Source organism: Herbaspirillum sp. ST 5-3 (genome assembly GCF_004804275.1).
Classification (GTDB): Bacteria; Pseudomonadota; Gammaproteobacteria; order Burkholderiales; family Burkholderiaceae_D; genus Noviherbaspirillum.
The window spans coordinates 121101-136363 of the sequence record NZ_STGI01000011.1 but is presented as its reverse complement, the minus strand read 5'-3'; the positions used below and the strand labels follow the sequence as shown (position 1 = coordinate 136363).

The following is a 15263-nucleotide window of genomic DNA, read 5'->3' as shown; positions in this document are numbered from 1 at the left end:
CGACGGGGAACCGCCGATGCCGGTTTTGCCTTCTTTCGCATCTCTAGCGGCGCCCCCATCACCGCAATAAGTCGCCCTGACTATTCAACAGTGCTCGAAAAGTATAAAGTTGCCCTCGCTTGAAATAACGTATTGAAACAGGATTAACACAATGACAAGTGCCCAACAACGCGCCGCCCTACAACGCCAAATCTGGCAAATCGCCAATGATGTACGAGGTGCAGTGGACGGCTGGGATTTTAAACAATATGTACTCGGCACCCTGTTCTATCGCTTCATCAGTGAAAACTTTGCCAGCTACATTGAAGGCGGTGATGACAACATCAATTATGCGCAACTCGGCGATGGAGTTATCACACCTGAAATCAAAGACGACGCCATCAAAACCAAGGGCTACTTCATCTACCCTAGTCAGTTGTTCGCCAACGTGGCCGCCAGCGCCAACACCAACGAGAGCCTGAATACCGACCTGGCCGCCATCTTTGCGGCGATCGAAAGCTCCGCCAATGGCTACCCATCAGAGCAGGATATCAGAGGCCTGTTTGCCGACTTCGACACCACCAGCAACCGTCTCGGCAATACGGTAAAAGACAAAAACGCCCGTTTGGCCGCCGTGCTCAAAGGCGTGGCTGAACTGGATTTCGGTGACTTTGACGCCAGCCACATCGACCTGTTTGGCGATGCCTACGAATTCCTCATCTCCAACTACGCCGCCAACGCCGGCAAATCCGGCGGCGAGTTTTTCACTCCGCAGCATGTGTCCAAGCTGATTGCCCAACTGGCCATGCACAAGCAGACCAACGTCAACAAGATCTACGACCCGGCCTGTGGCTCCGGCTCGCTGCTGCTGCAAGCAAAGAAACACTTCGATGCGCACATCATTGAAGAAGGTTTTTTCGGGCAAGAAATCAACCACACTACCTACAACCTGGCGCGGATGAACATGTTCTTGCACAACATTAACTACGACAAGTTCAACATCCAGCTGGGCAATACCCTCATCGAGCCGCATTTTGGTGACGACAAACCCTTTGATGCCATCGTCTCCAACCCGCCGTATTCGGTGAAGTGGAAAGGCTCGGACGACCCCACGCTGATCAACGACGAGCGCTTTGCCCCAGCTGGCGTGCTCGCGCCCAAGTCCAAAGCCGACTTTGCGTTTGTGCTGCACGCGCTCAGTTATCTTTCCAGCAAAGGCCGCGCCGCCATTGTCTGCTTCCCCGGCGTCTTCTACCGAGGCGGAGTCGAGCAGAAAATCCGCCAGTATCTGGTGGATAACAACTACGTCGAAACGGTGATCTCGCTCGCGCCCAACCTGTTTTTTGGCACCACCATCGCCGTGAATATTCTGGTGTTATCCAAACATAAAACCGACACCACCACCCAGTTCGTTGATGCCAGCGGGCTGTTCAAGAAAGAAACCAATAACAACGTGCTGCTGGACGCGCATATCGAACAGATCATGCAGGTGTTCGAGAGCAAGGCGAATCTGGACCACTTTGCCAAATCGGTGCCGTTTGAGACTATCGCTGGCAACGATTACAACCTGTCGGTCAGCAGCTATGTCGAAGCAAAAGATACCCGCGAAGTAGTGAACATTGTCCGGCTCAATGCCGAGCTGAAAACCACGGTGGCCAGGATCGACAAGCTGCGGACGGAGATCGATGCCATTGTGGCCGAGATCGAAGGCGAGGAGCTTGGGGCATGAACAAGTTGCGCCTGATGGAAAAACTGCTAAATGGCGTTGAAGTGGATTGGAAGGCGTTGGGAGAGATCGGTGCCTTCGTTAGAGGAAAAAGATTTGTAAAAACAGATATGGCCCCAGAGGGCACCCCGTGCATTCATTATGGGGAGATGTACACGCATTACGGGATTTGGGCAAAAGAATCAAAATCTTTTCTTGATTCAGAGCTGGCTTCAAAGCTACGAGTCGCAAGTCATGGAGACGTGATTATTGTCGCGGCGGGTGAAACTATTGAAGATATAGGTAATGGCACTGCTTGGCTAGGCGAAGATGATGTCGTAATTCACGATGCCTGCTTTTCGTATAGAAGCAAATTAGACCCAAAATATGTATCCTATTTCTTAAGAACTGTTCTTTTTAAGGAGCAAATCAAGAAGGATATCTCTTCTGGAAAAATATCATCGATAAATTCGAATGGCCTCGGCAAAGCAAAAATACCTATCCCATGCCCAGAAAACCAAAAAAAATCACTTGAAATTCAGGCCGAAATCGTCCGTATTCTGGACGCATTTACAGAGCTTACCGCCCAGCTTAGTGCCGAGCTTACTGCCGAGCTTACCGCCCGCAAAAAACAATACAACCACTATCGCGATCGATTGTTGTGCTTTGAAGACGGGGAGGTGGAGTGGAAGCCTCTGGGAGAGATTGGTGAATTCATTCGCGGGAAACGTTTTACCAAGGCCGACTATGTGGAAGATGGCATTCGCGCTATTCACTACGGCGAGATATATACTCGGTATGGGGCGTTTGCGAACCAAGCCTTTTCTCATGTCAGAAGTGACATGGCTGAATCACTGCGCTACGCAAAGCCGGGAGACGTTGTAATGGCTGGGGTCGGGGAAACTGTAGAAGATGTAGGCAAAGCAGTGGCTTGGCTTGGCGAAGAGAAGGTGGCGATTCACGACGATAGTTACGCCTTTCGCCATTCAATGAATCCGAAATTTATCTCCTATGTTATGCAAACAGCTGCATTCATCGATGAGAAGGCGAAGCATGTGTCGCGAGGGAAGGTTAATAGATTATTGATTGACGGGATCGCAAAAGTACGAATACCCATTCCATACCCAGGGAACTCAGAGAAATCACTCGCCGAACAAGCCCGGATCGTCGCCATTCTGGATAAATTCGACGCCCTCACCAACTCCATCAGCGAAGGCTTGCCCCGCGAGATCGAACTGCGCAAGAAGCAATACGAGTATTACCGCGATCTGCTCTTGAACTTCCCAAAGCCGGATGAGTTGGCGGCCTGATATGAGCAAGACACTCGCGGAGATAGCTCAGCAGCTTAGTGCGTCCAAGATAGTCAGGAAAACTGTCCCTGAAAAGACCAAGGAAGTTGACGAAGCCAAACCTGTTCCAAAGGTGCAGCTGATCTACGCCTTCAACGGCACGGGCAAGACGCGCCTTTCGCGGGAGTTCAAGCAGCTGATTGCGCCCAAAGCAAATGGCGGAGAAGGCGATGACGAAGCCGATCAGCCTGCGTTGCCGCGCAATAAAATCCTCTATTACAACGCCTTCACCGAGGACTTGTTTTATTGGGATAACGATCTGGCGGGCGATGTCGAGCACAAGCTGAAAATCCAACCCAATTCGTACACAAGCTGGCTGCTCACGCTGCTTCAAGACCTGGGCCAGGATGGAAATATCGTCCATTATTTTCAGCGCTATGCGAACGACAAATTAACACCGCACTTTAGCGCAGATTTTACCGAAGTCACATTTTCCCTGGAGCGCGGCAACAACGAGCGATCCGGTCATGTCAAGCTATCCAAAGGCGAAGAAAGCAACTTTATCTGGAGCGTTTTTTACACCCTGCTTGATCAGGTGGTGACGATTCTTAATGTCGCCGAGCCGGGTGAGCGAGAAACCAGCGCATTTGATCGGCTGGAGTATGTATTTATTGATGACCCCGTCAGTTCTCTCGATGAAAACCACTTGATTGAATTGGCGGTTAATCTGGCGAGTCTGATTAAATCCAGTCAATCGCAGCTGAAGTTCATTGTCACGACGCATAGCCCGCTGTTTTATAACGTGCTATTCAATGAGCTGAACGGCAAAGCCTGCTACATGCTGGAGCGTTTTGACGATGGTACCTTCGCCCTCACAGAAAAACATGGCGACTCCAACAAGAGCTTCTCCTACCACCTGCATTTGAAACGAACAATCGAACAGGCGGTTGCTGACAACAAAGTTGAAAGGTATCACTTCACTTTGCTGCGCAATCTTTACGAGAAAACGGCCAGCTTTCTGGGTTACCCCAAATGGTCGGACCTCTTGCCTGATGACAAGCAGCTCTATTTAAGCAGAATCATTAATTTTACAAGCCACAGCACGCTATCTAATGAAACCGTGGCAGAGCCAACGCAAGCGGAGAAAGCGACTGTCAAACTCTTGCTCGATCACTTGAAGAGCAACTATGGCTACTGGCAGCAGGAGCAACAAAATGGTTGATTACACCAAGCCGATTGCCGAATCTAATAACTTCATTGTTCTGGATAAATACACCAAGGAATGGAAAGTCTCTGAAAGCTTCCAAAGCGAGGGCGATCTGGAGCGTGAGCTTATTCAGGATTTGGCCAATCAGGGCTATGAATTCCTGCCAAGCCTGAAAACCCCGGATGCTTTACTGGCCAACGTGCGCCAGCAGCTGCAAGCGCTCAACAACGTGCAGTTTTTGGACGGCGAGTGGTTGCGCTTTGTCGAAACCTGGCTGGATAAACCCAGCGATGGTATCGTCGAGAAAACACGAAAGATCCACGACGATTACATTCACGATTTTGTCTTTGACGACGGGCATATCCAGAACATCTACCTGCTGGACAAGAAAAACATTGCTCGCAACAAGGTGCAGGTCATCAAACAGTTTGAGCAAACGGGGACGCACGCCAATCGCTATGACGTAACCGTGTTAGTGAATGGCTTACCACTGGTACAGGTAGAATTAAAGAAGCGCGGCGTGGCAATTCGTGAAGCCTTTAACCAGGTACATCGCTACAGCAAGGAAAGCTTTAACAGCGAGCACTCCTTGTTTAAGTATTTGCAGCTGTTTGTGATCTCCAACGGCACCGACAGCCGTTATTTTGCCAACACCACTCAGCGCCTCAAGAATAGCTTCGACTTCACCATGAACTGGGCGAAGGCGGATAACAGTCTAATCAAAGACCTGAAAGACTTTACCGCCACCTTCTTTCAGAAGCACACCGTGCTCAATGTGTTGCTGCATTATTCGGTATTCGATGTTAGCAATACGCTGCTGGTGATGCGCCCGTACCAGATTGCCGCCACTGAACGCATTCTATGGAAGATCAAGAGCGCTTGGCAGGCCAAAAACTGGAGCAAGACGGAAAGCGGCGGCTTCATTTGGCACACTACTGGCTCCGGCAAGACCCTGACTAGCTTCAAGGCGGCGCGCATGGCCACCGAGCTGGAGTTTATCGACAAGGTTTTCTTCGTGGTGGACCGCAAGGACCTGGATTACCAGACCATGAAGGAATACCAGCGCTTTTCGCCGGACAGCGTGAATGGCTCTGACAGCACCGCAGGCCTCAAACGCAACCTGGACAAGGACGACAACAAGATCATCGTCACCACCATCCAGAAGCTCAATAACCTGATGAAAAGCGAAGGCGACCTTCCCATCTATAACAAGCAGGTCGTATTCATTTTTGATGAGTGCCATCGCAGCCAGTTCGGTGAAGCACAGAAAAACCTGAAGAAGAAGTTCAAAAAGTTCTATCAGTTTGGCTTTACCGGCACACCGATTTTTGCTGGGAAAAACGCATTAGGCGCAGAAGATACGGCTAGCGTATTTGGTCGCGAGTTGCACTCTTATGTCATCACCGATGCCATTCGTGATGAGAAGGTGCTGAAGTTCAAGGTGGACTACAACGATGTGCGCCCGAAGTTCAAAGCCATTGAAACCGAACAGGACGAGAAAAAGCTCAGCGCCGCGGAAACCAAGCAGGCCTTGTTGCACCCCGATCGCATTCGAGAAATTACCCAGTACATTTTGAATAACTTCCGGCAGAAGACCCATCGCCTGCAAGCTGGTGGCAAGGGTTTTAATGCCATGTTTGCCGTGAGCAGCGTGGATGCCGCCAAGCTGTATTACGAGTCGTTCAAGGAGTTGCAGAAGAACAGCGACAAGCCATTGAAAGTGGCCACCATCTTCTCCTTTGCAGCCAATGAAGAGCAGGATGCCGTAGGCGAAATTCAGGATGAAAGCTTTGATGTTTCAGCCATGAATAGTAGCGCCAAGGAGTTCCTGAACGCGGCCATCGTTGACTACAACGCGCTGTTCAAAACCAATTTCAGCGTGGATAGCAATGGCTTTCAAAACTATTACCGGGATCTGGCCAAACAAGTCAAAGCCAAGGAAATTGACTTGTTGATTGTGGTGGGCATGTTCCTGACCGGCTTTGATGCCCCCACATTGAACACTTTGTTTGTGGATAAAAACCTGCGTTACCACGGATTGATTCAGGCTTATTCGCGCACCAATCGGATTTTTGACGCCACTAAAACCTTTGGCAATATCGTCACCTTCCGCGATTTGGAGCAGGCGACCATTGAGGCCATCACCTTGTTTGGCGACAACAATACCAAGAACGTGGTTCTGGAAAAAAGCTATAAGGACTACATGGAAGGTTTCACTGATGCGGCGACCGGTGAAGCGCGACGTGGTTATGTGGACGTGGTGAAGGAACTGGAGGATCGCTTTCCTGATCCGTCTGCCATTGAAAAAGAGTCCGACAAAAAAGCCTTCGCGAAGCTGTTTGGAGAGTATTTGCGCGTTGAGAACGTACTGCAAAACTATGACGAGTTCGCCAGTCTGAAGGCCTTGCAAAACGTTGATATGAACGACCCGGCGGCAGTTGAAGCATTCAAGGCCAAGTATTATCTTGATGACGCTGCTTTGGCAGATCTGCAAGCCATTCAGATGCCTGCCGAACGCAAAATCCAGGATTATCGTTCAACCTATAACGACGTTCGCGATTGGTTGCGTCGGGAAAAATCTTCCACCGAGAAGGAAAACTCCACGATCGACTGGGATGATGTGGTCTTTGAGGTCGACCTGCTGAAGTCTCAAGAAATCAATCTGGACTACATTTTGGAGCTGATTTTTGAGAACAATAAAAAGGTCAAGGACAAAGCTTCACTGGTCGAGGACGTGCGCCGAGTGATTCGCGCCAGCCTGGGCAACCGCGCCAAAGAAAGCCTGCTGGTCGACTTCATCAACCAGACCGATCTGGACCAGATCGGCGATAAGGCCAGTGTGATAGATGCCTTCTTCACTTTTGCCCAAGCAGAACAACAACGTGAGGCACAAGAGCTCATTAGCGTCGAAAATCTGAATGCAGAGGCGGCCAAACGCTATATCACCACCTCACTGAAGCGGGAATTCGCCAGTGACAATGGCACTGAACTCAATGCTATTTTGCCCAAAATGAGCCCGTTAAACCCGCAATACCTGACAAAGAAACAGAGTGTGTTCCAAAAGATTGCCGCTTTTGTTGAGAAGTTTAAAGGCGTGGGTGGACAGGTCTAATCAGCAAGCCAGCACCGCCGCAACATACCCATGCCACATATCAAGCTGCGCAATATCAACCGCGCCGCGCTCCGGGCGACAGCCGCCGAAGTGCGTGCAATGCGAATCGGCCTCGCCGAGATCGGACAGGATGGAAAACGCGTCGCTGAAGTCTTCGCGTGCGGTGTAGACCGTCGGGGTGACGATGGTGCGCAGTCCGGCGCCAGAGCTGGCCCGCAGGCCGTTCGCGGAATCCTCGAAGGCGAAGCAGGCGGCGGCCGGGAGCTTGAGCTTTTGCAGGACGTAGCGGTAGATGTCGGGCGATGGCTTCTTGTTCGGCACGTCATCGCCGGCGCCGATGATGTCGAACCACTTGTGCGCGCCTTCGCCTAGCGTGGCATGCAGCAGCGCGACCACGTTGGCGTAGGTGGTGGTGGTCGCGATCGCGAGGCGGAAGCCGCCGTTGCGGGCTTCGCGGATCAGGCGTTCGACGCCGGGGCGGAGCGCGATCTCGCCTTCGCGCAGCAGCTCCAGGTAGAACTGTGTCTTCAGCGCGTGCAGCTCGCGGGTGAGCGTCTCCGGATTCGATGGCGCCTGGTGCGGGACGCAGGTGTGGATGTAATGAAGGATGCGCTCCTTGCCGCCCGCCACTTTCAGCAATCGGCCGTAGGTGGGGACGTCCCATGTCCAGTCGAGACCGGCCTGGCGGAACGCGCGATTGAATGCGACACGGTGAAGGTCGCGCTCGGTGTCGGCCAGCGTGCCGTCGACATCGAAGATCAGGGCCTGCAGCAGGCCTTCGTCAAAGTCCGGATCGATTCGGTTTTTCATTCGACACTCCGATTAGCATGATGCACCACAGTCAAGGCGGCAATTCCTGCCTGCCGCACCGAACGCCACCTGTATTACTTCACGATCGCCTTCAGCTCGCCCTGTTCATAGCGGGTCGCCATGGTGTCGAGCGAAACGGGGCGGATCTTTGATGCCTGTCCCGCGCTGCCGAATGCTTCAAAACGCGTCTTGCAGATGCCCTTGGCCGCCTTGGTCGCTTCGGCCAGGAATTTGCGCGGATCGAATTCGTCCGGCTTCTCCGCCATCAGCTTGCGCATCGCGCCCGTCATCGCGAGGCGGATGTCGGTGTCGATGTTGACCTTGCGCACGCCGTATTTGATGCCTTGCTGGATTTCTTCCACCGGCACGCCGTAGGTTTCCTTGATGTTGCCGCCGAACTGGCGAATGATTTCAAGCCATTCCTGCGGCACCGAGCTGGAGCCGTGCATGACCAGATGCGTGTTCGGAATGCGCGCATTGATTTCGCGAATGCGTGCAATGGCCAGGATGTCGCCGGTCGGCTTGCGGCTGAACTTGTAGGCGCCGTGCGAGGTGCCGATGGCGATGGCGAGCGCATCGACGCCGGTCTGCGCCACGAAGTCGGCTGCCTGCGCGGGGTCGGTCAGCATCTGCTCGTGCGACAGCTTGCCTTCCGCGCCGGAACCGTCTTCCTCGCCGGCCATGCCGGATTCCAGCGAGCCGAGGCAGCCGAGTTCACCCTCGACCGACACGCCGACCGCATGCGCCATGTCGACCACGCGACGCGTGACTTCGACGTTGTACTGAAAGGAGGAGGGCGTCTTCATGTCTTCCATCAGCGAGCCGTCCATCATCACCGACGAGAATCCGGAGCGGATGGAGCGCTGGCACACGGCGGGGCTGGCGCCATGGTCCTGGTGCATCACGACCGGGATGTGCGGATAGGTCTCGACGGCGGCTTCCACCAGCTTGCGCAGGAAGACCTCGCCGGCATACTTGCGGGCGCCGGCCGAACCTTGCAGGATCACCGGGCTGTCGCAGGCATCGGCGGCCTGCATGATGGCCTGGATCTGCTCCATGTTGTTGACGTTGAAGGCCGGCAGGCCGTAGCCGTGTTCAGCGGCGTGATCGAGCAATTGTCGAAGTGATACCAGTGCCATTGTTGTCTCCTGTGAGTATGTGCAATAAGTAAGTGGAAGGGCGGTGCGGCGGTCAGTCTTCGCCGCGCTTCGCGAGTATCGCCACCGCCGGCAGCTCCTTGCCTTCGAGGAATTCGAGGAAGGCGCCGCCGCCTGTCGAGATGTAGCTGATGCGATCGGCGAGCTTGAATTTGGCAATCGCGGCCAGGGTGTCGCCGCCGCCCGCGACCGAGAACGCGGAGGACTTCGCAATTGCCTCGCCGATCACGCGCGTGCCCTGCGCGAACTGCTCATGCTCGAACACGCCGACCGGTCCGTTCCACAGTACCGTTCCGGCCTGCCAGATCAGCAGCGAGAGCCGGGAGGCCGACTGAAAACCGATGTCGAGGATCATGTCGTCGGGCGCGATTTCCCCCAGCGACTTGGTGCTTGCCACCGCATCGGCGGACAGCTTCTTTGCGCAGACGACATCCACCGGCAGGGGAACGCTGCCGCCCTTGGCGCGCATCTCGCGCATGATGGCTTTGGCTTCGCCGACCAGATCCGGTTCGGCCAGCGATGCGCCGACCTGGTACCCCATGGCGAGAAGAAAGGTATTGGCGATGCCGCCGCCGACGATCAGGTGATCGACCTTTTCGACCAGGCTCTTGAGGATGGTGAGCTTGGTCGATACTTTCGATCCTGCCACGATGGCAACAACCGGTTGTGAGGGCGTCTGCAGCACCTTGCCGAGCGCATCGAGTTCGGCGCTCATCAGGGGACCGGCGCAGGCGACTCGCGCATACTTCGCGATGCCGTGCGTGGTGGCCTCGGCGCGATGTGCGGTGCCGAAGGCGTCGTTGACATAGATGTCGCACATTGCCGCCATCTTTCTGGCGAGCCCGTCGTCGTTGGCCTTCTCGCCGGGATTGAGGCGGCAGTTTTCCAGGACGACCAGTTCGCCGGGTTCGATGTGCGGTGGCTGCTCGACCCAATCGCGCACCAGGCGCGCAGGGCGGCCGAGCAGTTCGCCAAGGCGGGCCGCGACCGGCGCCAGCGAATCTTCCTCACGAAAGCAGCCTTCCGTCGGCCGGCCAAGATGCGAAGTCACCATGACGGCGGCACCGCGTTCGAGCGCATGCAGCAGCGCCGGAAGCGAGGCGCGAATTCGGCTGTCGTCGGTGATCCGCCCCTGGTCGTCCAGCGGCACATTGAGATCGGAACGGATGAAAACCCGCTTGCCGGCCATATTCGGCATCGCGGTGAATTGGCGAATCGACATCATGTTCTCCGGGTAATCAGCGTGCAATCAACGTGCATTCATCAGCGCGACGGTGGTGTCGAGCATGCGGTTGGAGAAGCCCCACTCGTTGTCATACCAGCTGCTGACCTTGACCAGGTTGCCGATGACCTTGGTCAGGCTGGCATCGAAATTCGATGAGGCGGGGTTGTGGTTGAAATCGACGGACACCAGCGGCTGGTCGTTGTATTCCAGGATGCCCTTGAGGTCGCCGGCAGCCGCGTCGCGCATGATGGCATTGACTTCCTCGACGCTGGTCTCGCGCGCCGCAGTAAAGGTCAGGTCGACCAGCGACACATTGATGGTCGGCACGCGCACGGCAAAGCCGTCGAGCTTGCCGTTCAGTTCCGGCAGCACCAGGCCGACCGCAGCGGCAGCACCGGTCTTGGTCGGGATTTGCGACATGGTGGCGGAGCGCGCGCGGCGCAGGTCGCTGTGATAGACGTCCGTCAGCACCTGGTCGTTGGTATAGGAATGGATCGTGGTCATCAGGCCCTGGACCAGGCCGAGCGAGCGGTGCAGCGGCAGCACCATCGGCGCCAGGCAGTTGGTGGTGCAGGATGCATTCGAAATCACCGTGTCCGTTGACTTGAGCACCTGGTGATTGACGCCGTACACGATGGTCGCATCGACATCCTTGCCGCCGGGGGCGGAAATGATCACTTTCTTCGCGCCCGCGGCAAGGTGCATGGCGGCCTTTTCCTTGGAGGTAAAGAAGCCGGTGCATTCCAGCACCACATCCACGCCAAGGCGTTTCCACGGCAGCTCGGCGGGATGGCGCATGGCGGTGACGAAAATCGGGTCGCCGTTCACTGTCATGGTATCGCCGTCCACCTCGACCTTGCCGTTGAAGCGGCCGTGCGCGGTGTCGAAGCGCGTCAGGTGCGCATTGGTATTGGCATCGCCAAGATCGTTGATGGCAACGATTTCGATGTCGTGCTTCTTCCCGCCTTCGTAGTGGGCACGCAGGATGTTGCGCCCGATGCGGCCGTAGCCATTGATTGCAACGCGTATCGTCATGTTTGTCTCCAGAGAATGTGAAATGCGTGTTATGCGCTTTTCTGCTCGCGCCTGGCGCCGAGGCGGCCGGTGATCATGTAGGGAATGTCGGCCAGCGATTCGATGAAGCCGTCGCAGGCGAGTGTCGCCAGTGCCTGGCCTTCGCGATAGCCGTAGGGCACGCAGAAGACCGGGACGCCGGCCGCTTTCGCCGCTTCCACGTCGATGGGGGAATCGCCGATATACAAGGCCTGCGTGACCGGCACGCCGAGGCTGTCGCAGGTGTGCAGGATGGGCAGCGGATTGGGCTTGCGCGCTTCCAGCGTGTCGCCGCCGACCACCAGGTCGAACAGGGACGCCATGTGGAACTGGCGCAGCAGGCGGATCGCGAAGCGGTGGTACTTGTTGGTCACGACCGCAAGTTTGAGGTCCATGTCGCGCAGGCGCTCCAGCGCATCGACCACGCCGGGATAGGGGCGGGCGCGGGTGCCGACGATGTCTTCATAGAACTGCTGGAACAGTTGCAGGGCATCCAGCCGTTCGCCGGGCGACAGGTTCACATCAAGCACGTTGAACACGCGGTCGATCAGGGCCGGGCTGCCGCGCCCGATCAGATTGGTCACCAGTGCCTCGGGCAGGATGGGCAGGTTGCGGCTCTTGAGCATCATGTTGACCGCGGCCGTGATGTCGGGAGCAGTGTGCAGCAGCGTGCCGTCGAGGTCGAACAGCACTGCATTGACAGGGCGGGCCCAGGAGGTAATTGTCATCGCTTATTTCCCCAGCATGTCCTTGACTGCTTCGCACAGCGCTGCGGCGGTCAGTCCGAAATGTTTGTAGAGTTGCGGCGCGGGTGCGGATTCGCCGAAACTGTTGATGCCGATCACGCGGCCCTTGTCGCCGACGTACTTGTGCCAGAGATCGGTGACGCCGGCTTCCATTGCAATCTTCGGCACCTCCGGCAGCAGCACGCTGCGGCGGTAGGTGTCGCCCTGCATGTCGAATTCCGTGGTGGACGGCATGGATACCACGCGCACGAAAATCCCGTCCTCGGCCAGCGCGCGCTGCGCATCCATCGCGAACATGACTTCCGAGCCGGTTGCCATCAGGATTGCAACCGGTTTGCCGTCGGCTGCTTCCGACAGGATGTATCCGCCGCGGCGAATCGCGATCACCTGGTCCGGCGTGCGTGCCTGGAAGGGCAGGTTCTGGCGCGACAGGATCAGCGCGGTCGGGCCGTTCCTGCGCTCGATCGCGGCGCTCCAGGCAGCCATGGTTTCGCTGGTGTCGCATGGACGCCAGACGCTCATGTTGGGAACGATGCGCAGACTTGTCACGTGCTCGATGGGCTGATGCGTCGGGCCGTCTTCGCCGAGGCCGATGGAGTCGTGCGTGAACACGAAGATCGAGCGGATCTGCATCAGCGCGGCCATGCGCAAGGCATTGCGGCTGTAATCCGAGAAGGTGAGGAAGGTGCCGCCGTAGGGAATGTAGCCGCCGTGCAGGGCGATGCCGTTCATGATGGCGCTCATGCCGAATTCGCGCACGCCGTAGTTGATATGATTGCCGCGCTTGTCGGCGCGCACCGCGACCGATCCGCTCCAATTGGTCAGGTTGGAGCTGGTCAGGTCGGCGGAACCGCCCAGCAGTTCCGGCAGTCTGGGCGCAAGGGCTTCGATGGCGTTCTGCGATGCCTTGCGGGTGGCCACGGTCTCGCCCTTGCGGCAGGTCTCGTGCTGCGCTTCCAGCGCATGCACCGACCATCCTTCCGGCAGATGGCCGGCCATGCGGCGCATGAGTTCGATGGCTTCCTGCGGATATTGCGCGGCATAGGCGACGTAACGTTCGTTCCATGCGCGCTCGATCATGGCGCCGCGCTCGCGGTTGTCCCATTCGGCACGGATGCGGTCGGGAATCTCGAAGGGCGCGTAAGGCCAGTCGAGGGCCGCACGCGTCGCCGCGATTTCCTTTTCGCCCAATGCCGCGCCGTGCACATCATGCGTGCCGGCCTTGTTGGGACTGCCCTTGCCGATCACGGTCTTGCAGCAGATCAGCGTCGGCTTGCCGGACTCGTTGCGTGCCTGCTGGATCGCCTTGTCGATCGCCTCGTGGTCGTGTCCATCGATGTTCGGGATCACCTGCCATCCATAGGCTTCGAAGCGTCGCGGCGTGTCGTCGGCAAACCAGTGCTCGACATGGCCATCGATGGAAATGCCATTGTCGTCATAGAAGCAGATCAGCTTGCCGAGCTTGAGCGTGCCGGCCAGCGAGCAGGCTTCGTGCGAAATGCCTTCCATCAGGCAGCCGTCGCCGAGGAAGACGTAGGTGGTGTGATCGATGATGACATGCTCGGGGCGATTGAACTCGTCGGCGAGCAGCCTCTCCGCCAGCGCCATGCCAACCGCGTTCGTGATGCCCTGGCCGAGCGGACCGGTGGTGGTTTCGACGCCGGACGTGATGCCGTATTCGGGGTGGCCGGGCGTCTTGGAATGCATCTGGCGGAACCGTTTCAGTTCCTCCATCGGCAGATCGTAGCCGCTCAGGTGGAGCAGCGCATACAGCAGCATCGATCCGTGGCCGTTGGAGACAACGAAGCGGTCGCGGTCGATCCAGCGCGGATTGGACGGATTGTGGCGCAGGTAGCGGCGCCACAGCACCTCGGCGATATCGGCCATGCCCATGGGCATGCCGGGGTGGCCGGAATTGGCGGCCTGCACGGCGTCGATGGCCAAAAAGCGCAGGGCATTTGACAGTTGCTGGCGGGTGATGGTCATGTGTCTTCCTGTTAAGTCGGATATTCCAGGCGAAAGCGGGCCCGGCGGGCACGACATCGTGTCCGCTCTGCATGGGTGCTGTGCGGTCGGTCGAGCGTGCCGACAGCGTTGCCTTACTTTTTCTTCATCTCCGTCAGCCGCAGAATCATCGGCGTGAAGATCAGCTGCATCGCCAGGCTCATCTTGCCGCCGGGGACGACGATGATATTGGGGCGTGACATCCATGAATCGTGCAGCATGGACAGCAGGTAGGGGAAGTCGATACCCTTCGGGTTGGCAAAGCGGATCACGACCATGCTTTCATCCGCCGTCGGGATGTCGCGCGTGATGAACGGGTTGGAGGTGTCCACCATCGGCACGCGCTGGAAATTGACGTGCGTGCGCGAGAATTGCGGGCAGATGTATTTCACGTAATCCGGCATGCGGCGCAGGATCGTGTCGACCACCGCCTCCTGCGAGTAGCCGCGCTGGCTCTTGTCGCGAATCAGCTTCTGCGTCCATTCGAGGTTGATGGTGGGGACCACGCCGACCAGCAGATCGGCATGGCGGCCCACATCGATGTTGCCGTCAACTGCTGCGCCATGCAGCCCTTCGTAGAACAGCAGGTCGGTGCCGGCCGGGATTTCTTCCCACGGTGTGAAGGTGCCCGGTTCCTGATGGTAGGGCGCCGCTTCCTCTTCGTTATGCAGGTATTTCCGTACCATGCCGCTGCCGGTTTCGCCATAGCGGCGGAACAGGCCTTCGAGTTCTTCGAACAGGTTGGCCTGCGGGCCGAAGTGGCTGAAGTGCTGGTTGCCGGCGGCGAGCTCTTCCGCCATGCGGACTTTCATCGTCTGTCGATCGAAACGATGGAAGGAGTCGCCCTCGACGATGGCAGCGGTCAGGCCTTCGCGGCGGAAGATGTGTTCGAAGGTCTTGGTGACCGTCGATGTGCCGGCACCGGACGAGCCGGTGATGGCGATGATGGGATGTTTCTTTGACATGGCGATATCCA

11 protein-coding genes are annotated in these 15263 nt (G+C 56.8%); 4 read left to right on the top strand and 7 right to left on the bottom strand.

What is annotated here, in order from left to right; translation table 11 throughout:
• Positions 1 to 151: 151 nt before the first annotated feature.
• Genes E6W33_RS19800 through E6W33_RS19785 form a run of 4 tightly spaced genes read left to right on the top strand, consistent with a single transcriptional unit; the run spans position 152 to position 7292 of the window.
• Positions 152 to 1708 carry a type I restriction-modification system subunit M gene (locus E6W33_RS19800; protein WP_136419049.1) on the top strand — a complete coding sequence of 519 codons (1557 nt, stop codon included), beginning with the start codon at positions 152 to 154 and terminating at the stop codon, positions 1706 to 1708.
• Complete coding sequence (locus E6W33_RS19795; protein ID WP_136419048.1) at positions 1705 to 2994, top strand: restriction endonuclease subunit S; 1290 nt, start codon at positions 1705 to 1707, stop codon at positions 2992 to 2994. Before E6W33_RS19800 ends, E6W33_RS19795 begins: the two co-directional genes overlap by 4 nt.
• Before the next feature lies 1 nt (position 2995).
• On the top strand, positions 2996 to 4195 hold the full coding sequence (locus E6W33_RS19790; protein WP_136419047.1) for an AAA family ATPase: 1200 nt from the start codon (positions 2996 to 2998) through the stop codon (positions 4193 to 4195).
• A complete protein-coding gene (locus E6W33_RS19785; RefSeq protein ID WP_136419046.1) occupies positions 4188 to 7292 on the top strand; it encodes a type I restriction endonuclease subunit R in 3105 nt (1034 codons plus the stop codon). Before E6W33_RS19790 ends, E6W33_RS19785 begins: the two co-directional genes overlap by 8 nt.
• On the opposite strand, the gene E6W33_RS19780 is transcribed toward E6W33_RS19785, so the two are convergent.
• The 7 genes from E6W33_RS19780 to E6W33_RS19750 all read right to left on the bottom strand — a co-directional run bounded on the left by E6W33_RS19780 (position 7293) and on the right by E6W33_RS19750 (position 15252).
• Positions 7293 to 8102, bottom strand: a complete 810-nt coding sequence (locus E6W33_RS19780; protein ID WP_136419045.1) for an HAD family hydrolase — start codon at positions 8100 to 8102, stop codon at positions 7293 to 7295. It abuts the gene before it with no gap.
• Positions 8103 to 8176: 74 nt separating this feature from the next.
• On the bottom strand, positions 8177 to 9241 hold the full coding sequence (gene fba / locus E6W33_RS19775) for a class II fructose-bisphosphate aldolase (RefSeq protein WP_136419044.1): 1065 nt from the start codon (positions 9239 to 9241) through the stop codon (positions 8177 to 8179).
• A gap of 52 nt (positions 9242 to 9293) precedes the next feature.
• Positions 9294 to 10484, bottom strand: a complete 1191-nt coding sequence (locus tag E6W33_RS19770; protein ID WP_282183706.1) for a phosphoglycerate kinase — start codon at positions 10482 to 10484, stop codon at positions 9294 to 9296.
• A 24-nt stretch (positions 10485 to 10508) separates the two neighbouring features.
• Positions 10509 to 11519, bottom strand: a complete 1011-nt coding sequence (gene gap / locus E6W33_RS19765) for a type I glyceraldehyde-3-phosphate dehydrogenase (RefSeq protein WP_136419043.1) — start codon at positions 11517 to 11519, stop codon at positions 10509 to 10511.
• A gap of 29 nt (positions 11520 to 11548) precedes the next feature.
• Positions 11549 to 12265, bottom strand: coding sequence for a phosphoglycolate phosphatase (gph, locus tag E6W33_RS19760; RefSeq protein ID WP_136419042.1), 717 nt, complete (start codon positions 12263 to 12265; stop codon positions 11549 to 11551).
• 3 nt (positions 12266 to 12268) lie between these two features.
• Complete coding sequence (gene tkt, locus E6W33_RS19755; RefSeq protein ID WP_136419041.1) at positions 12269 to 14269, bottom strand: transketolase; 2001 nt, start codon at positions 14267 to 14269, stop codon at positions 12269 to 12271.
• Between the two features lie 113 nt (positions 14270 to 14382).
• Positions 14383 to 15252 (bottom strand): phosphoribulokinase, encoded by an 870-nt coding sequence (locus E6W33_RS19750; protein WP_136419040.1) that lies wholly within the window; start codon positions 15250 to 15252, stop codon positions 14383 to 14385.
• Positions 15253 to 15263: the final 11 nt, after the last annotated feature.

Coding starts and splice junctions, on each gene's coding strand:
- E6W33_RS19800 (WP_136419049.1), top strand. CDS start 152: ATGACAAGTGCCCAACAACGCGCCGCCCTACAACGCCAAATCTGGCAA.
- E6W33_RS19795 (WP_136419048.1), top strand. CDS start 1,705: ATGAACAAGTTGCGCCTGATGGAAAAACTGCTAAATGGCGTTGAAGTG.
- E6W33_RS19790 (WP_136419047.1), top strand. CDS start 2,996: ATGAGCAAGACACTCGCGGAGATAGCTCAGCAGCTTAGTGCGTCCAAG.
- E6W33_RS19785 (WP_136419046.1), top strand. CDS start 4,188: ATGGTTGATTACACCAAGCCGATTGCCGAATCTAATAACTTCATTGTT.
- E6W33_RS19780 (WP_136419045.1), bottom strand. CDS start 8,102: ATGAAAAACCGAATCGATCCGGACTTTGACGAAGGCCTGCTGCAGGCC.
- fba (WP_136419044.1), bottom strand. CDS start 9,241: ATGGCACTGGTATCACTTCGACAATTGCTCGATCACGCCGCTGAACAC.
- E6W33_RS19770 (WP_282183706.1), bottom strand. CDS start 10,484: ATGATGTCGATTCGCCAATTCACCGCGATGCCGAATATGGCCGGCAAG.
- gap (WP_136419043.1), bottom strand. CDS start 11,519: ATGACGATACGCGTTGCAATCAATGGCTACGGCCGCATCGGGCGCAAC.
- gph (WP_136419042.1), bottom strand. CDS start 12,265: ATGACAATTACCTCCTGGGCCCGCCCTGTCAATGCAGTGCTGTTCGAC.
- tkt (WP_136419041.1), bottom strand. CDS start 14,269: ATGACCATCACCCGCCAGCAACTGTCAAATGCCCTGCGCTTTTTGGCC.
- E6W33_RS19750 (WP_136419040.1), bottom strand. CDS start 15,252: ATGTCAAAGAAACATCCCATCATCGCCATCACCGGCTCGTCCGGTGCC.